Annotated in this window: 14 protein-coding genes; 8 read left to right on the top strand and 6 right to left on the bottom strand. The window is 57.4% G+C overall.

Going from position 1 to position 16,831, the window contains the following annotated elements:
- Window positions 1–162 precede the first annotated feature (162 nt).
- The 5 genes from AC0L3L_RS20910 to AC0L3L_RS20930 all read right to left on the bottom strand — a co-directional run bounded on the left by AC0L3L_RS20910 (window position 163) and on the right by AC0L3L_RS20930 (window position 6,399).
- Window positions 163–1,311, bottom strand: a complete 1,149-nt coding sequence (locus tag AC0L3L_RS20910; RefSeq protein WP_473638971.1) for an acyl-CoA dehydrogenase family protein — start codon at window positions 1,309–1,311, stop codon at window positions 163–165.
- Window positions 1,311–2,873, bottom strand: a complete 1,563-nt coding sequence (locus AC0L3L_RS20915) for an amino acid adenylation domain-containing protein (RefSeq protein WP_473638972.1) — start codon at window positions 2,871–2,873, stop codon at window positions 1,311–1,313. The genes AC0L3L_RS20910 and AC0L3L_RS20915 overlap by 1 nt, the downstream gene beginning before the upstream one ends.
- Window positions 2,874–2,881: 8 nt before the next feature.
- On the bottom strand, window positions 2,882–3,142 hold the full coding sequence (locus AC0L3L_RS20920) for an acyl carrier protein (protein WP_077378588.1): 261 nt from the start codon (window positions 3,140–3,142) through the stop codon (window positions 2,882–2,884).
- Window positions 3,139–5,715, bottom strand: a complete 2,577-nt coding sequence (locus AC0L3L_RS20925) for an SGNH/GDSL hydrolase family protein (protein ID WP_473638973.1) — start codon at window positions 5,713–5,715, stop codon at window positions 3,139–3,141. The genes AC0L3L_RS20920 and AC0L3L_RS20925 overlap by 4 nt, the downstream gene beginning before the upstream one ends.
- Window positions 5,716–6,138: 423 nt before the next feature.
- Complete coding sequence (locus AC0L3L_RS20930; protein WP_473639029.1) at window positions 6,139–6,399, bottom strand: hypothetical protein; 261 nt, start codon at window positions 6,397–6,399, stop codon at window positions 6,139–6,141.
- Here AC0L3L_RS20930 and AC0L3L_RS20935 point away from each other — a divergent pair.
- The 7 genes from AC0L3L_RS20935 to AC0L3L_RS20965 all read left to right on the top strand — a co-directional run bounded on the left by AC0L3L_RS20935 (window position 6,319) and on the right by AC0L3L_RS20965 (window position 13,432).
- Entirely contained in the window at window positions 6,319–7,491 is a 1,173-nt protein-coding gene (locus AC0L3L_RS20935) for a glycosyltransferase (RefSeq protein ID WP_473639025.1), read from the top strand. The two genes, AC0L3L_RS20930 and AC0L3L_RS20935, sit on opposite strands and share 81 nt — an antisense overlap.
- A gap of 13 nt (window positions 7,492–7,504) precedes the next feature.
- A complete protein-coding gene (locus AC0L3L_RS20940) occupies window positions 7,505–7,726 on the top strand; it encodes a hypothetical protein (protein WP_473638974.1) in 222 nt (73 codons plus the stop codon).
- On the top strand, window positions 7,723–8,940 hold the full coding sequence (locus tag AC0L3L_RS20945) for a glycosyltransferase (protein ID WP_473638975.1): 1,218 nt from the start codon (window positions 7,723–7,725) through the stop codon (window positions 8,938–8,940). The genes AC0L3L_RS20940 and AC0L3L_RS20945 overlap by 4 nt, the downstream gene beginning before the upstream one ends.
- Window positions 8,941–9,029: 89 nt before the next feature.
- Window positions 9,030–10,172, top strand: coding sequence for a hypothetical protein (locus tag AC0L3L_RS20950; protein ID WP_473638976.1), 1,143 nt, complete (start codon window positions 9,030–9,032; stop codon window positions 10,170–10,172).
- Window positions 10,173–10,277: 105 nt separating this feature from the next.
- Window positions 10,278–10,568: a hypothetical protein gene (locus tag AC0L3L_RS20955; protein ID WP_473638977.1), complete on the top strand. Its 291-nt coding sequence runs from the start codon at window positions 10,278–10,280 to the stop codon at window positions 10,566–10,568.
- A 35-nt stretch (window positions 10,569–10,603) separates the two neighbouring features.
- Window positions 10,604–12,085 carry a lipopolysaccharide biosynthesis protein gene (locus AC0L3L_RS20960; protein ID WP_473638978.1) on the top strand — a complete coding sequence of 494 codons (1,482 nt, stop codon included), beginning with the start codon at window positions 10,604–10,606 and terminating at the stop codon, window positions 12,083–12,085.
- A 207-nt stretch (window positions 12,086–12,292) separates the two neighbouring features.
- Window positions 12,293–13,432 carry a hypothetical protein gene (locus tag AC0L3L_RS20965; RefSeq protein ID WP_473638979.1) on the top strand — a complete coding sequence of 380 codons (1,140 nt, stop codon included), beginning with the start codon at window positions 12,293–12,295 and terminating at the stop codon, window positions 13,430–13,432.
- A gap of 98 nt (window positions 13,433–13,530) precedes the next feature.
- Here AC0L3L_RS20965 and AC0L3L_RS20970 read toward each other — a convergent pair whose 3' ends face one another.
- Window positions 13,531–14,382: a sulfotransferase gene (locus AC0L3L_RS20970; RefSeq protein ID WP_473484908.1), complete on the bottom strand. Its 852-nt coding sequence runs from the start codon at window positions 14,380–14,382 to the stop codon at window positions 13,531–13,533.
- 169 nt (window positions 14,383–14,551) lie between these two features.
- Here AC0L3L_RS20970 and AC0L3L_RS20975 point away from each other — a divergent pair, with 169 nt between their 5' ends.
- The gene (locus AC0L3L_RS20975; protein WP_473638980.1) at window positions 14,552–16,606 is read left to right on the top strand and encodes a hypothetical protein; all 2,055 of its coding nucleotides are present in this window, start codon (window positions 14,552–14,554) and stop codon (window positions 16,604–16,606) included.
- Window positions 16,607–16,831 lie beyond the last annotated feature (225 nt).

The following is a 16,831-nucleotide window of genomic DNA, read 5'->3' on the forward strand; positions in this document are numbered from 1 at the left end:
AACGACAAAAGCGCCCTCCGCCCCGGTGGCTCCATGGGTTGCGATAGTACCACTCTCCGGTTGCCTTACCAAAAATCGAGCGTCGCCCTTTTCGCGAACTGAGGGCAGGCCCAGCGACAGCACACGCCGCCCTTCACGGACAGGTTCTGACCACAGCCGTCATCAAAGCCCCAGCCAGCCAGCAATAATGTTGCGCTGTATCTCAGAAGTTCCGGAATAGAGTTTGCTGCCGATGGCATCACGCACGGCACGTTCGACGTCGAATTCGCTCAAGAAACCATAGCCGCCGAAGACCTGGACGACATCGAGCGTGGTGCGAACTAGCGATTCGCTCACAAAGAGCTTCGAAACGGCGGCGTCGAGGGATACGGACTGGGAGCGCTCAAGGCCCCACGCCGCCTTGTAGACGAGCAGTCGGGCCGCCTCCACCTGCATCTTCATGTCGGCAATCTTATGGGCGACCGCCTGGTGCTTGGAGATGGCCTGGCCGGACTGACGTCGGGTGCGCGTATAGGCCACTGCCTTTTCCAGAAGCCGCTCCATGGTGCCTATATGACTGGCGAATAGGCACGCCCGCTCCCAGTCCATGCTATGAGCAAACAGCCTCGAGCCGCCGCCCACTCCACCGAGAACAGCGTCCTTCGAAACAAATACGTCCTCGAAGACAAGCTCCCCGATCGGAGACGTCCGCAGTCCCATTTTTTCGAACTTTTGCGCGACCAGATAGCCGGGCAGCGCGCGGTCCACGAGGAAGCTCGTGATGCCGCCGAAATACCCCTTGGCGCGGTCAGTGACAGCAAAGACGACGGCAACATCTGCCACCGGCCCGTTGCTCACGAAGGTCTTCGTGCCGTTGATTAGAAAGCCGTCGCCATGAGGCTCCGCCCGGGTTTGCATCGCAAATGCATCGGAGCCCGACTCCGGTTCGCTCATCGCATTGGCTGCGATCAAAGTGCCATCACAGAGCCCCGGAAGATACCGATTCTTCTGCTCTTCAGTGCCGAACTTCCAAATCGGCACCACGCAGGCCAGAAGGTGGGCGCAGATCGAGAAGACCAAGCCGGAATCCTCGCAGCCGTAGCCAAGCGCATCGATTGCAATGGCCGTGGACAGGGAATCGAGACCGGGTCCCCCGTAGGCCTGGGGGACTGGCAGGCCGGTCAGACCCATCTGCGCGCAAGCCCCCCACAACTCGCGCTGGAATACTTGGTCTCGGTCGCGCTGCCTGACATCTTTATTGAGCTTATCTTGCGCGAACCGAAGGATCTGGCCACGCAGAATACGCTGCTCCTCGTTCAGCGCGAAATCCACTACTCCATCCTCATCAGATGCTGGTAGTCGATTTTATCTGTCGATGTCTTGGGAAGTAACTGCTGATGCGAGAACCAGTCCGGGGCCATGTAGGCCGGCAAGTTGTGGGCGCAGAACCGCTTCAGCTCGATGAGCGACAGCGCGTGGCCGTCGCGCGAGGCATAGAACACCTTTATGGAGACGCCCGACTCCTCCGAGCGAGCGATCGCCGCCACCTCGGAGATCGCTGGATGGCGATAGAGCGCCGTCTCGACCTCGCCGAGTTCGATCCGATATCCCCGTCTCTTCACCATCCGGTCGCGTCGACCGCGGAAGGTGTAGACCCCGCCATCGCCTTCGATCACTACATCGCCGGTACGGTACCAGCGACCGCTTGAATCGACATGAAAAGCGGCGCTTGTTCGCTCAGGCATGTTCCAATAGCCCAGCATCACGGGAGCACCGGTGATTGCGAGCTCGCCTTCCTGGCCTCGCGGCACGTTGCGACCATTCGCATCGATCACGCGTGCCTTAACATGCGAGCAGGCGCGCCCGATCGGAAACGGCGCCGAGCGGTCTTCAGCGATCGTCTGCGGGATTTCGTAGTAGGTACAGACGTTGGTTTCGGTTGGGCCATAGAGATTCAGGTAGCGTGCGTGTGGGACCACAGCCTTTAGCCTGCGCAGATGCTTGACCGGAAAAACCTCGCCGGCAAATAGAATGAACCGAAGAGCGTGGTCGTCGCGAGCGCCAAGGCTGCCGTGCTCGACCAGAAGCGTGAGTACGGAGGGCGTGGAATACCAGACGGTCAACCGCCGCTCGGCGATCACCGACGCCATCCGGGTCGGATTCTTGCCGAGCTCCTCACCGATGAGGAATACGGTCGCGCCGTGCTTCAGCGGCACGAAGATGTCGAGAATAGACAGGTCGAAGTGGAAAGGCGCATGGGAGGAGAAGCGGTCGTTCTCGTCAGGGGCGAGAATCTCGGAGCACCAGTCCACGTAGCTCGAGCCATTACGATGCGTCAGCATCACGCCCTTCGGCTGGCCGGTCGAGCCCGAAGTGTAAAGCACGTAAGCGAGGTTGTCCGGCCCCGGCCGCGCCGATTCGTCCTCCACCGCCAAGCCGCCGGCCTCTACGCGAGCCAGGTACGTCGCGAGCGGCGAGGGACCGTCGGACCAGTCGAGCGGTAAGAGACAAGGTTCCGCAGCCAAGCGCGCCAACTCACAGCGCAAAGTTTCGGCTCGGGACGCCTCCACGAAAATCGCGCGCACGCCGCAGTCGTTAAATATGAACGCGTTACGCGCAGGCGGTGCCAGAGAGTCGACGGGCACATAGGCTGCGCCCACCTTCAAGATGCCGAACAGAACAGCGAGCGAGGCGATCGATTTTGGAAGGCAAATGCCGACGCGGTCCGCCGGCCGGACGCCGATCCGACGCAGATGGTCGCGGACTTGGTCCGACAGCGCGTCGAGCTCGCCGTAGGTGATCTGCCGCCCAGAGCTCGCCTCGACAGCGGCGCACGTCTGGGGATACCGCCTCGCGCTCTGTTCCAGATACTCGTGTAAGGCAGCGACCGTCATGGCGGGCTCTATGTGGACGCCTGCTTCGACTGGACGAAATTGGCAATTTGGGCGATGGAGTTCAGGTTCTCCGGCACGAGTTCGTCAGGGGCGATTTCGATACCGCAGGATTTTTCCAGGTAGGCAACGAGCTTAAGCGTCGCCAGCGAGTCGAGAATGCCGTCAGTTATCAGCTCCGTTGAATCCGTCAGATTCTCCGGCCTTTCGCCAGGCAGGAATTCCTTCAATATGAAATCCCTGGCCATCGTCCTGATCTGGATCGCGTTCATTGTTCCTCCTTTTGCGGAGCAGCCACAAGGCTCAGGGGAATTAGATCCCGGTGTTGCTGCAGCACCTCGTAAAGCTTGTCGGCGATGAGCCGATGGCCGGCGGCGTTTGGGTGATCGTCCCAAGGTGCTACAAGAAGGGTCCGCCAGTCGTGCCCGTCATACACGTTGGAAAGATCGAGAACGTTGAATCCAGCCTCGGAAGCGATGCGCCTCTCCAGCTCGGGACTGGTCCTCTCGTCCGGCCTGGGAAGATAGATCCAAGAGACCCCAACACCTTCTCGCTTCGCGGTTTCGACGATTCGAGAATAGATCACACGCAGAAGTCTTTCCTCATAGCGCTTGAGCTCTCTTGTAAGCACGTCGGGGTCGATGCTGGTATCTATTCCGTTTTCGCGTACAATGTCGCGCACAAAGTCGTAGCGATATGCGGAGCCATTCTGGATTGCTTTCACGACCTTCTCTATCATTCGCGGAACAAGCCCGCTGTGCTCAAAGTAGAAAATGTAATTTGGTTTGAATGAAAGCACCCGATCCTCGATGATGGCCAGTATGTCCAGGCTGGAATAATCCCCGATGGCAAAGTTCAACACGTCGTAGTGTCGATACCCGCTGTCGGCCGCCTGTTCATTCAGCCGCTGCTCCAGCAGGCCCTCGAAAGTCTCCTCATCCGCGACGCCCGCACCGAAGACGTGCGAAGAGCCGACGATTGCTATTCGCAGGGTGCCGGGAGAAGGAAGCTTTTCGTAGTCCTTATCGCGCATGCCCCAGCGGTTGATGTGGACCCGCGTTCCCTTAAAGTCTGCTTGGGAGAGTGGACGCAGATAGGTCGTGGGAAGCGCACCCGTGAACTCGCTCAGCGGCGACTCGTTTAACCCTTCCCATCCGTCGGGTGGTCGTTGGCCATAGACAATCCAGAGTTCCGGGTTAAATGCGCCGACATTGACGAGGTTCTCGTAGTAGCCGCGCTCCAGGTTCGCGTTGTCGCGGCTATTGAGGTTCGGCGCTCTAATGTCGGCCATTGCGGTACTGACCGTCTCCCCGAGGCGATCGCGAACCACGGGGAGCGAGATGCAAACCGCGATCAACCCGCAGACACCGACCGACGCAACCGACCGTCGGAAACTGTACTGGCGGTCGGCGCCGCCGCGCGCGAGCGCAAGCGCAGGAATGCCAATGATAGCTGCCACCGCGACCAGTACGAGGGCGGGCGTCGTTTTGCCAGGGCCTTCCACGCCCACAGTGTCGAAGACCGACAACCATTGCGGGACCGAGCTCGCGCTCCAGAACGACCAAAGGAGCGAGATGACGACGAATACGCCAATGGTCCGGCCCGCAGTTTGCAGCGCACCGTTCCAGCTTAGTGCCCCGCCACGCAGGCGCCGCGTGCGACCGTGCCGCATTTCATAGAGGGCGTTGATCGTCACAAGCACGGCGAGGATCATCCAGAAGAGGAAGTCGTTCCAGGTGAATATCCAGGTGCCACGTAACCAGAACCACTGATAGTTGTGCAGCAGCCAGGTCGCGAGGAACGCCAGGAGGGTCGCGCTGACGAGCGCTACGCTCTCTCCCCAGCGTCGAAAACGAAAATACAACGGATAGTACACAATTTTCATTATGAAGTCCTTCCAATATATATTTATTCGACGCCAGAAATCTGTGAAACTTGAGGAAAGAAAGTACAGATTGTGGGTTTCTGGAAGGTTGAATCCAAATAAATGCAAAATCCCGGTGATTATGTGAAAAGTTCCTGAAACCTTCAAATAAAGTAAAAATGGCCATATGATAAATTGCAAAAGCTCAATCTGATTCTGTACATCCGCAGCATCGATAACAAATCGCTGATATACGATGCGGTAGCAAATCAAATGGACAGCGCCGCGAAACATCCACTGAATGCCCGTTTGATAGATGTAGTGCCGGTCAGCATTGTAGTAGCTGCTGCGGAAAGTTCTAAAATCTACGACCGGAAAGAGCGGGAAGCACACGTTCGGCAACATGAAAAAATACGCGAGACGTTCCGAAACCGTCGCCATCCTCTGTTCACGCCGCATTTCGTACGCATAGACAATGAGACGGAACATGAACATGGAAGCGAGCACGGGCCAGACGGCGCGCGTCCACGGGGTCGCAATCCAGTCCATTCGTGCGGCGGCGAGCCCGCAGCCGGCGCCAACCAGCGCCAGCACTCTCCATCCAAAAGCGATGGGTAGGTGGACAATTCCGATCAATACGAGCCCAATGGCGGCGATCCAGGCGGCATCGATGAGGCCCTCAAATCTCCAGTGGTGCCAGTCGGGCCCAAGGTTCGCGAAGACTGCGGCGATAGCCGCGAACGAGAGCAGCACGAAAAACGGCAGCCGGTAACGCTGTGGCAGGAAGTAGTGCACGCACCAGCCGGCGAGAGCAACGAGCAGGACGCGGATAAGCGCAGTAGTCTCGAGCCTGAGGAGATAGACCAACGCGATGAAGAGGGCTAGCTGGCCGGCTATGGCGAACCAAGCCAGGATGCTTCTCGAGTCAGTCTCCGTCGGATCCGCCGACCAGGGAAGGGACAATGTCTTGATCGAATGCACGCTCGCGCCTCAACCGGCTGCCGGCGCACATCGACAATAAGCGACTTTGGGGCACGCGAAAGTTCCGCGAGCTGCTGGTGAAGGACCCTCTGCCATGGCTCCTGTCCCCCTGATAGGTTAAACTGCCCGGTCCCTTAAAGCGTTGCCTCGACTACTTCTTTCAACGGGTCCGATTTTCGCGCAAACGCGGTAAGGCAGACATATTGCACATAAGTATACCGCAAAATAATCACTCCGCTGTGCCCGGGGTAACAGCGGCAGTTCTCCGAGACGTTTAAAGCCAACAAGTTAGATCTGATCGACTGGAAGCCGTTGGAATAACCCTCCTTACGGACTGCATGTGTCATGGCCCAAGAAGGAAGGGGCACACTTAGGATTCGGGGTTCATCTCCATACGGCATGCACCCACCGAGGCGTGGCATGTCACTCCAATGCAGTAGCACCGATATCGGGACGCATGAGACCGAAAGCGCGGCTCGGCGTGGGAACGCAGCCACCGGATGGATTCAGCGCGATCGGTGCGGCGATATGAAAGTACAGGATGCGGAAGGCAAGATTGACGGGGGGCATCGACTGCGTATCGCTCATGTCATTACCCGTCTCATCAATGGCGGTGCTGATGAGAATACTGTCCATTCCTGCAATTGGGCCGCGCAAGGAGGACATGATGTTGTCCTGCTGCATGGCGAGGCCGTCCACCCGGAAATTGTAGCTAAAGTGGACCCGCGGGTGGAACTCATTGGCGTCCCGGGCTTGACCCGATCCATTTCGCCTGTCTCCGACGTGAAGGCATTGTTGGCGCTTACGCGGACGTTCCGCGCCTTGCATGCCGACATCGTACATACGCACACCAGCAAGGCAGGCATTCTCGGGCGGCTCGCCGCATGGGCGGCGGGAGTTCCAGCGATCGTTCATGGCGTGCATATCGTGCCTTTTGTCAATGTCGGCGTCGCCGAGCGGTTTGTCTATCTCGCCTTGGAAAAGCTGGCAGCACCAGTCACCAGTGCGTTCATCAGCGTGAGCGAGGGCATCCGTGACTTGTGCCTGAGCGCAGGCGTGGGACATCCAGACAACCATTATGTCGTCCGTTCCGGATTCGATCTCGATCGTTTTCGCAACGCCGGTCCGCCCGACGGTTGGCGCGATTTGTTGCGCTTGACACCGGACGCGCCGCGCCCGTCCGTGCTCTTGATGATCGCGGCTTTCGAGCCACGCAAGCGACACACGGAATTTCTGGACGCTTTCAACAAAGTCGCCGTCCGGTTACCCGACGCGGTGCTTGTGCTCGCGGGCGACGGGCCGCTTCGCTCGACCGTGGAATCGCGGGCCAAGCGGCTTGGGCTCGAGCGACAAGTGGTCTTTACCGGTTATCGGGACGACCCCGAGCGGCTGATCGCGCTCGCGGATCTCTGCCTGCTCTGTTCCATGCGGGAGGGATTGCCCCGCGTGGTTATGCAATATCTCGCCGGTGGCAAGCCCTGCGTCGCTTGCGATCTGCCAGGTCTTCGCGAAGTGCTCCGCCCTGGTATCAACGGTGTGATTACACCCGCGGACGATTTGGCAGCCATGGCCGACGCCATTGCCGCCGTCCTGGAGGATCGTGAAAGACTGGCTTGCCTCGCCCAAGGTGCCGCGGCGACAGATCTTTCGAACTGGGACGTCAAGCTGATGGGCAAGCGGATCGATGCCATTTACCGCGAGGCTCTTGACCAGCATCGGGCAAGCAAGCGAGTGTCAACAAGGCCTCCTGTCCGAAATGTGGCGCTTCCGCGATGAACGGGTGTGACCTATGCGTTTGACAGTGATCGGGCAGGTTGTCGGATTGGTTAGCGATGCATGCTTTGCCGATTTCGGGGATGAGGTGGAGTGCGCCGATCTGGACGACAAGGGGATCGATGCGCTGAAAGGCAGTGAGACGCCAAAGAGGCATCTTCTTTTTTTGCACATGGGACGGGTAGTAAACTTGGTGGCCGCCTTGGCTCCAGGAACGCTATCCGGCGGATTGATATGATTGCAGCAGAAGTTGCCCCCGCTTATCCGATGAAGACCCCGCGAGCCGAAGCTCTTCCCAGCATACGTGTTCTGCTCGTGCTCCCAACCTATTTTCCTGAGTCATATGGCGGCGGCGAACAGCAGGCGCGGCGATTTGCTCGGGCGCTGGTTGAAAGCGGCGTTTCCGCAACCATTTTGGCACCCAGACTGTCGCACTCGACCCCGAAACGGTCCGCCATCGACGGGGTGCCTATCCATCGCCTTCGTTTGCGCGCGGCTCCGTATTTGGGCGGGCGGCATATGCTGTCGTTCCTGTCGTGGTGTGTCCAGGTTTTGATCTGGATGCTGCGCCGTCGCGACGAATTCGACGTCGTACATATCATCCATGCCCGACTTCACGCTGTTCCGGCGGCATTGGCAGGAGCCCTCCTGCGCAAACCGGTTCTCGCAAAATTGGCCCGGGGCGGACCGTGTTTCGATCTCGACGTTGTGCGCGAAAAGAAAATCATCGGTCTCTGGGCGTCCGCCTTGATTAAACGTCACGTCACGGCCTTCATCGCCAATAGCCGCCAGATCGCTGGTGATCTGAAGAGACATGGCATCGGCGCGGATCGCATTCATATGATTCCGAATGGGATCGATCTGCCCCGGATGCCGCGCCGCGAGCCGAACGCCGATGGCAGCCGACGCTTTATCTGCCTTGGCCGCCTCGATCCGGAAAAATGCCTCGAGCACATGATCGATGCGTTCGCGGCACTTCCCGCCGACGCAAAGGCGCAACTCACCATCCTGGGCGATGGCCAGTGCCGCGCCGCGCTCGAGGAACAGTCGGCCCGGTTGGGCCTTTCCGGCAAGGTCACATTCGCCGGGGCGGTCGAAGATGTCTTTCCATTCCTGTGGAAGGCTGACTTCTATCTTTCCACCTCGGTGTCGGAAGGTATGTCGAACGCCCTGCTCGAGGCCATGAGTTGCGGTGTGGTCCCGATCATCACCGATGTCAGCGGTGCGTCCGATATTGTGGAGCATGAGCGCAGCGGCTTTTTGGCTCGCTCGCATGTGGAGTATAGCCGGCTCCTGCTTCGCGCGCTGGGCCTGTCGGAAGCCGAGCGCAATGCGATGGCGCGCCGCGCCATACGAACTGTCGCTGCGCGATTCAGCATGGAAAGCGTCGCAACACGGCAAATAAGTCTCATCGCCACGCTTATGCAGAAAGCCTTGCCATGCGCGCGCTGAAGCTTGCTTGCGGGACAATGTGGCGAGTCTCGGGGCTTATGCCGGCATTGCTCGCTTCGTTTTGCTCAAACCTTCGGTAAAAAGATCACATGAGGCTCATTCTTCATATTGGCACGCATAAAACGGGAAGCACGGCGTTACAGCAATTCCTGTCGGCAAACGGAAAAGGGCTGAGCGAATATGGCATATGCTACGCCTCGCCAGTCCATAAGTTCAATTTCAACAGCATTGTCAATGCATTCTTACTAGATGGACAAGATAAATTCCGATATTTCCTTCTCGAGAATTTGAGGAAGGCAGAGCGAAACAGAGCTCACACAATCGTCGCAAGCTCGGAGCATCTTTATGCTATGGTGCGGTATCTGACGCGCTTCAACGCGGAGAAAACGAGCGCGGAGATCCTTGCAAAAGAGCGCAGTCTCGTCGAGCGCTTGCGCGCCGCAATCCCTGCCCATGTAGAATGCCACATACTATGCTACGTACGAAGGCCCGATCATTATCTTGAATCTCTGTATAATCAAAATGTAAAGCGGGACTCATTGGTTACCGGCGAAGTTGTCGACTTTCTCAACACAATTTATGACATGCTAGACTATCATCGCTACTTATCCATCTGGCGCGATGTCTTTGGGAGCAGCGCGTGTTCCGTACGGGTGTACGAGTCGGCCCTGCCGAATGTGATCGATGATTTCATGAACAATGTCGTTGGGATCGAGGATACCTCCGCATTTACCCGGCGCTATCTTCGGGCCAATGAACGCCTGAGCCGGGATGTCTTGGAGTATAAGCGCCTCAGGAACGAGCACATTCTTTCTTCTGAACGGCAGCTGGAACGCAAGATTTCTGGATTGGTAGACAAGAGAATAACAAGCCCCAACAATAATCACGAATATCTCTTACCCGATGAAAGGGCCGCTCTTCTTTCGAGGCTGGAGCCCTCGATGGAGCGGCTACGAACGGAATTCACTCTGCCGCCCTTTCCGCAGTTCAACCTCGAAGCGGCCAGGGCGTCCTGGCAGCCTTATCCGGGACTTTCGCTCGAAAAGAGGCAAGAGATCGAATTCCATTACAATGCCGTTCAACGCCAGATCGGCTTCCGTCTGGAACGCCTTCTCATTCGGGCGGCATCGCTGACGCGCAGGCGGCTGCCATTTCTCGCATGGCTTCTCGATTTTGCGCGCGGCAGCGGAATACGCAGATTGCTGCTGGATGCAACAAGCCGGTTTCAGTGAAACAATGCTGCCGTGAAGGCGCGAATAATGGCAAATTCAAGTAGCAATCACGAACATCTATCTCCTGACGAAAGGGCCGGACTCCTTTCCAGGTTGGAGCCCAGCATGGAGCGGCTGCGAACGGAGTTTGCTTTGCCAGCCGTTCCGCGGTTTGACTATGAAGCCGCCAAGGCGGCCTGGCGGCCCTATCCGGGGCTCTCATTCGAAAGAAGGCAGGAAATCGAATGCCATTATAAAGTCGCCCAGGCGCGGATGGCCATCCTGCTGGAGCGCGTTTTCAGACGGACAGTATCCATGGCGCGCAGGCGATTGCCGTTTGTGTCGTTGGTGCTTGCTATGGTGCGCGCCGTTGGGATGCGCGGGATGCTTCTCGTTGCATTAAGCCGCCTCAAGTAGTCAAGCGCATTGTTCTCAGTCACGAGTCGAAGCCCGTGAACGAAAGCCGGAATTTGACACACAAGGCTGCCCGGGGACTTTCCTGGTCGGGCACCATGCTGCTGGCCCGAATCTTATTGAATGTCCTGGTCACGGCCGTTCTTGCGCGCCTGCTCTCCCCCCGAGAGTACGGCATTGTCGGCGCTGCGATGATCATAGCAGCCATCGGCAATAGCCTTGCCAATCTCGGCATGTCGCAAGTCGTGGTCCAGCGACGGGACATCGAGGAGCGCCATGTCGGAACCGTAGTTTCCTTGTCCATGATGATGGCTGCCATTCTCGGCTTGCTTCAATGGGTGTTTGCACGGCAGATTGCCGATTTTCTTCGTGTGCCGGAATTGGTCCTCGTTTCGCGCGTCCTTGCGGTGATGATGGTCGCGAACGCGTTCAATCTGACCACCGAGGCCCTTCTGTCGCGGCACCTGAAATTCAAAATATCCTCCATGGCGAGGCTGGTCGCATGGATTGCTTCCCACGTCGGCCTAGCCATTCCGCTTGCCTATTTTGGGCTCAGCTATTGGGCCTTGGTGGTCGCGTACATGGCCGAGGCGTTCATCCTGGCCAGCATCTATTTTTTCATTGCCAGGGACTATCTCGTGAGTCCCCGTTTCGACATGCAGTCCTACCGCGATATCCGCAGCCAGAGCCTGGGCTATTCGCTGGCCGCTATATCGAGCTTCACCGCCAAATATATAGACAACATAATTGTGGCACGGTTGATCGGTACTGCAGAGCTTGGCATTTACTCGCGAGCATATTATCTGATCGCAATGCCGGCAAATCTGTTCGGCAATCTGAACAAGAGCGTCGTTTTCCCACTTATGTCGAAGGTTCATCACGACAAGGCGCGACTACGCAGCGCTCAGCTCAAGGCGTATGCTTTGACTGCTGCGCTCTCTATACCGACCAGCGCGTTTCTATGCTGTTTTGCAAAAGAGGTTGTGTTGACTGTCCTCGGCGAAAAGTGGATGGATGCCGTCGTTCCTATTACCGTGTTCTCTGCAGTAATGTATTTCCGCCTAGGTTATAGAGTTTCCGGAGCCGTGATGCTTGCGACAGGCCAAAGTTACCAAACAGCCTTCATGGCGTTCGTTTATATGTCACTTGTCGCTTCATTCGCATTGCTCTCAGCGCCCTACGGCGTGAACGCGGTGGCCTTTGCAGTGTCCGGCGCCATCGCGACGAGTTTCATCCTTTATGCGGCGGTCGGTTGTCGGATGACAGGATTATCAGCTCTGGATTTCGCGCTCGTCCATGTGCCGCCTGTCGCATTCGCCGCTGCGGTGTTCGCCACCGGCTCGGCGGTCAAAATGCTGCTTGCCGGATCGCCCGACTATCTTGTGCTCGCGACCGGGCTTTTCGTTACAGGTACATTGTCCGTTGTCACTGTCTATCTGAGAGCGTCGCTCCTCTTCGGGAAATATGGTGCGGAAGTTCTGCAAACGCTAACATCCAAGCAAACAAACCGAATGCATTAGATTTGCATAGCCCCACAATACCTGCGTTCTCGGCGTGTCTTGCGACAGACCATCAGAGGATATGGAATGCATCATGAAGGTACGGAGGCTTGACGATACAGTCGACGGAGTTCAGTCACGACGCCCCCTTACTGTAACCGGCTCAGGGGCGAGACCGTTTGTGAAACCGGTGTCATGTATGCCGGCTATCAGGCAAGGAAATGCCAGATGAAGCTTATCCTCCACATTGGCACGAGCAAGACAGGAACAACTGCGCTACAATATTTCCTTTCCGCGAATGCAAGGAAGCTCCGCGAGAGAAGAATTTACTATGCTGTACCTCCAAACCAGTTCAATTTCAACAGTGTTACCAACAGCTATTTGCTATCCGGCACGGACAACTTCCAGGCATTCTTCCTGCATCATCTGAGGGCGGCCGAACGAGACGGAGCGCACACGATCATTGCAAGTTCTGAAAACCTTTATTTGATCAGATACCTTGCGCGTTTCATGGCCAATAAATCCAGCGCCGACGCCCTATCACAGGAGCGCAATTTGATCGAACGGTTGCGTGCTTCCATTCCGGCGAAGATGGAATGCCGTGTGCTGTGTTATGTGAGAAGACCGGATCATTGGCTTGAGTCAATGTATAATCAGAACGTCAAGCGCGGTGTTCTGTTCACCGGAGATGTCATCGACTTTCTAAACACGATCGAGGATAGTTTGGATTATCGTCACTGCCTGTCCATCTGGCGCGAAGTCTTTGGAAGCAGCGCGTGTTTGGTACGCGTCTACGAGTCGGCGCTGCCGAATCTGATCGATGATTTCATGAAGAATGTCGTCGGGATCGAGTATCTCTCCGCATTCGTACAGCCCTATCGTCGGGCTAATGAACGCCTGAGCCGAGATGTCTTGGAGTATAAGCGCCTCAAAAACGAGCATATCCTGTTTTCTGAGCGGCGGCTGGAACGCAAAATCTATGCATTGGTTGATCGGAGAGTGACGAATCCCGACAATAATCACGAATACCTTTCACCCGATGAGAGAGCCGACCTCCTATCAAGGCTGGAACCAAGTATGAAGTTGCTACAGGCGGAGTTTTCTCTGCCCCCCTTTCCGCAACTCGATCTCGATGCGGCCAAGGCCACGTGGCAGCCCTACCCGGGACTTGCGCTCGAGAAGAGAAAGGAGATCGAATTCCACTACAACGCTGTTCAAGGTCGGATGGGCTTCCGTCTGGAGCGCATTCTGAGGCGATGGGCCTCCTTCACTCGCAGGCGATTGCCTTTTCTCTCATTGATATTCGACTTTGCGCGCGGCAGCGGCATACGCAGATTGCTGTTGGAGGCAACAAACCGATTTCAATGACCGGCTGCCGGGCGCTAAGGACTGGATACCGTGAACTTGTCTACGCCTATCCCGTGCCTATTCCGGGCCAATCGGCAAACGCCGTTAACCGCGCAAACTCAGAAATTGTCACCTCCATAATCGAACAATTCCGCAGTTGCGCGGGTGCCTGTCCAAATCCGCTGTCGTGCTGAATGATCGAGGCGGGCAACCGCTCGGGTGTTGACGTCTGGTGCGATGTGATCGGGTGCTTCATCCAACCTTATCCGCAGCTTTTCGCCAGTTGCGGCGTTTGTGTTCGTCGTCCGCTCCGTCCCAAATGATTTGACCTTAAACCGGATCCTTCCGTCCTCCGCTGCTGCTATGCCGAGCGCGTCGTAAAGGCTTTTGACAAAGGCCTCCGGTGATCGGACCAAGTCCTCGAATCGAAGCGATAGCGCATCACGCTTCCTCGAGGCTTTGAACATCAGGCTAGTCACATCGTTGTACCATTTGATCGCGCGCGCCTCGCTGAGACCGCTGCGTATCAGCCCTTCGCACATCGGTAATGGATGCCGCGTAAGCACAAGGTTCCGCGCTTCCATAAAGCCGCGCGCAATCGCGTCGTCGAATGCAATGTAGTAATCCATCACCTTCAAAACGACGAAGCGTGCTTGGGACTTTTCGCTGCGCTCCCCGGGGCGGACGGTCTCGGCAGTCGCTGCGCGCATATGACGCCAAAAGACGGGAACAGATGCCCAATTGACGGCCCCGCCAATATGACACGCAGCCTTGCGCAGCTTGTAGAAGCGTCCGAACACTCCCTCATGCCATTCGCGGTATGGCATCAACACATCCGGCGAGCTGCCGATGATATTCCAGACAATGTTTGACCCACCTCGGCCAAAGCAATTCAATAGAAGCGCATTGGGCGGAAGAGCTTTGCCCGGCCTGGTGGGAGGCGAAGCACCGATCCTGACAGCGGTCTGCATCTGCTTTCTCCGTTATCGCATCAGGCGCGACCCACTTCCCTGGCTGTCGTTGAAAGGCTAAACTGAAACCTATGATATGCTGCGGAGCTTGTGAGGAGAAGCGCGAAAGTAAGTAACGGGTGTCCATGCGGAGTCTCATCCCGAAACCAGCAATTATTGGCACACGACAATGACCAACCGCCTTTCTCGCCGGGACCTAGCGCGGGCCGCATGCGCCGCCCTTGTGCTGACGGCCGCCGGTCGCCCAGGACGGGATGCCCGCGCCGCCGGTCCTGCGCAAGGCTCGCAGCCGAAAGCTCACTCCTGGCATCCTGGTCTGTTCCCGGAAACGATTGTGAAATCTTGGTTTCAGGAGGATCTGGACGAAGGCGAAGTCTCCTCATGGCAATCCGGCGGCGTGAAGCTGGTGGCTGCGGTGCAAGCCAAGCCCTCCCTGCGGCCGACAAAGCTTCCGAATAACGGCGGCGTTCTCTTCAAGAAGGGCACGAAACAGGCATTGACCTGGCCCGCCGATAACGATGCCCCGTATCTTCACCGCTGGTGGTTAGTGATCGCCCGGTGCAATTCGGCGGTCAACGCCGACGCGAAAAACGTTTCCGTTCTTTGCGTCAATGGGGCGGAGGGTGGCCCGGTGCATCGCCAGCCGCGGGTCTGTTTCAAGCCCTCGGCAGGCACATTCGTTTCGCAGCTCCGTGACGGCAAGCTTAAGAGCGAGGAAGGGCTATGCTCGACCGATTTTGGCGACTGGAATGTCATGGTCGGGTACCGCCGCGGGTTCGTGATGCAGGCTGTGGTGAATGGGGTCAAGACGGCCGGCCAGACGATTTATGCATTGGCACCCAACCGGATGAAATCGCAGAGCTTCATGGGCGATGTGAACAATCCGATGAGGGCCGATGTCGCGATCGACTGCGTCATCATCGGACAAAGCGAACTCAATGACTCGCAGATCGACATGCTGATGGGATGGGGCATGTGGCGCGTCGGCCGGCAATCCGCCCTGCCCGGCGATCATCCCTACCGCGAGAGCCCTCCTTCAGCCGTGGATGCGAACGACAAACCGGCACGTTATGCGTTCGATTCAGCCTCGTGGGCGTCCTGGGCAGCCATCGGCAATGAGCGATATGCTCATCGTGGTGAGGCGGCGCCGCCGATCCGCGGTTACACAACGGTTTTTTTTGACGACTTCGATGACAACTCGGTTGTCGATTATTCCAAAGGCGCGCAAAGCAGCATCTGGTATGCGCCGACCCATCTGACGACCGTTGGTATTGACGCCGCTACCCCGCCGATCTCGGCGTCGCCCTCCTCCTATGTGCACGACGCCACCAGCCACACGCTGGCGCTCCGGCTCTTGCATAAGGGCCGTTGGAGAACAGGTGCGTTCTCTTCCGTGAACAACAATGGCCAGGGGCGGTGTTGGGGAAAGGGGATATTTGAGATTCGCGCCAGACTGCCGAAGATTGCAGCGCCCCGCCCTGGATTTTTTCCTGCTTTCTGGGCGTATGGGAAGGAGCATCTATTCTGGCGGACACGCAATCGTCTTGAGACGGACTTTTGGGAATATGACGGTCTCAATGGGGCCTATATCAACATCAGCCAGCACGTGCACAAACCCACACTCGGTTATGCGGATCCAGATATCGCGCCAAGTGACGTGCACCGGAAAATCGCCGGCTATCAAGTCGACCCATCGAATGGCTTTCCCGCGACGATCGACATATACGATGGCGAATTTCATACTTGGTATGCGCAGATCGAGGATGATTACACGTATTTCGTGATCGACGGCCATGAAGTAGCGCGCGTTCCAACGACGCCGGAACTCGCAGCGAAAAAATACATCATGGTGGATTTCGCTTACGATGAAAAAAAGGGTCACGCTCAACCGGACCCGTCGCAGACGTATGACATGGTCATTGACTATATAAGGGTCCGGCAGACGGAAACGGATCTGGCTAGGGTCCCGACGGGATTCAGCGCATTGCCGGCCTTCTCGGGCCAGGCTTTACCGGGCCAGGCGCTGACCGTCGTACCGAACGTTATTGCGTCGCAAATTGAGTGTCTATGGTATCGTGACGGCGTTCCGATCGTGGGCGAAACCGGCACAAGCTATGAGCTCAGCTCGCGGGATGTCGGGCATAAGATTCGCTGCCATGTTCGCGCGGTCTCTGTGCTCGACCAGCCAGAAGCCTGGACCCCGGAGAGCGAGACCGTCGGCTAGAACGCATCGACTGCGCGACGCCAGGATGCGTCATCACTCTCCGTCGGACTGCCTGACGAGCTCTGCCACTAGCAGTCCTCCCCGCAAGCGAGAAGGGTGAGCTTTCCCAACAGGCGGAAACCTCTTCGATATGCGATTGCCACAGCGGGCGGAACGATGGGGTCGTCGGCTGGAGCAGGGTGAAGTGTTTCTCCGCGGGCTGGCATTGATACATCCAACAAGTTC

Source organism: Mesorhizobium sp. WSM4849 (assembly GCF_055811385.1).

Bases quoted from the DNA above. Each gene is read 5' to 3' on its own strand.
- AC0L3L_RS20915 (WP_473638972.1), bottom strand. From the start codon at position 2,873: ATGACGGTCGCTGCCTTACACGAGTATCTGGAACAGAGCGCGAGGCGG.
- AC0L3L_RS20920 (WP_077378588.1), bottom strand. From the start codon at position 3,142: ATGAACGCGATCCAGATCAGGACGATGGCCAGGGATTTCATATTGAAG.
- AC0L3L_RS20930 (WP_473639029.1), bottom strand. From the start codon at position 6,399: ATGCAGCAGGACAACATCATGTCCTCCTTGCGCGGCCCAATTGCAGGA.
- AC0L3L_RS20940 (WP_473638974.1), top strand. From the start codon at position 7,505: ATGCGTTTGACAGTGATCGGGCAGGTTGTCGGATTGGTTAGCGATGCA.
- AC0L3L_RS20945 (WP_473638975.1), top strand. From the start codon at position 7,723: ATGATTGCAGCAGAAGTTGCCCCCGCTTATCCGATGAAGACCCCGCGA.
- AC0L3L_RS20950 (WP_473638976.1), top strand. From the start codon at position 9,030: ATGAGGCTCATTCTTCATATTGGCACGCATAAAACGGGAAGCACGGCG.
- AC0L3L_RS20955 (WP_473638977.1), top strand. From the start codon at position 10,278: ATGGAGCGGCTGCGAACGGAGTTTGCTTTGCCAGCCGTTCCGCGGTTT.
- AC0L3L_RS20965 (WP_473638979.1), top strand. From the start codon at position 12,293: ATGAAGCTTATCCTCCACATTGGCACGAGCAAGACAGGAACAACTGCG.
- AC0L3L_RS20970 (WP_473484908.1), bottom strand. From the start codon at position 14,382: ATGCAGACCGCTGTCAGGATCGGTGCTTCGCCTCCCACCAGGCCGGGC.
- AC0L3L_RS20975 (WP_473638980.1), top strand. From the start codon at position 14,552: ATGACCAACCGCCTTTCTCGCCGGGACCTAGCGCGGGCCGCATGCGCC.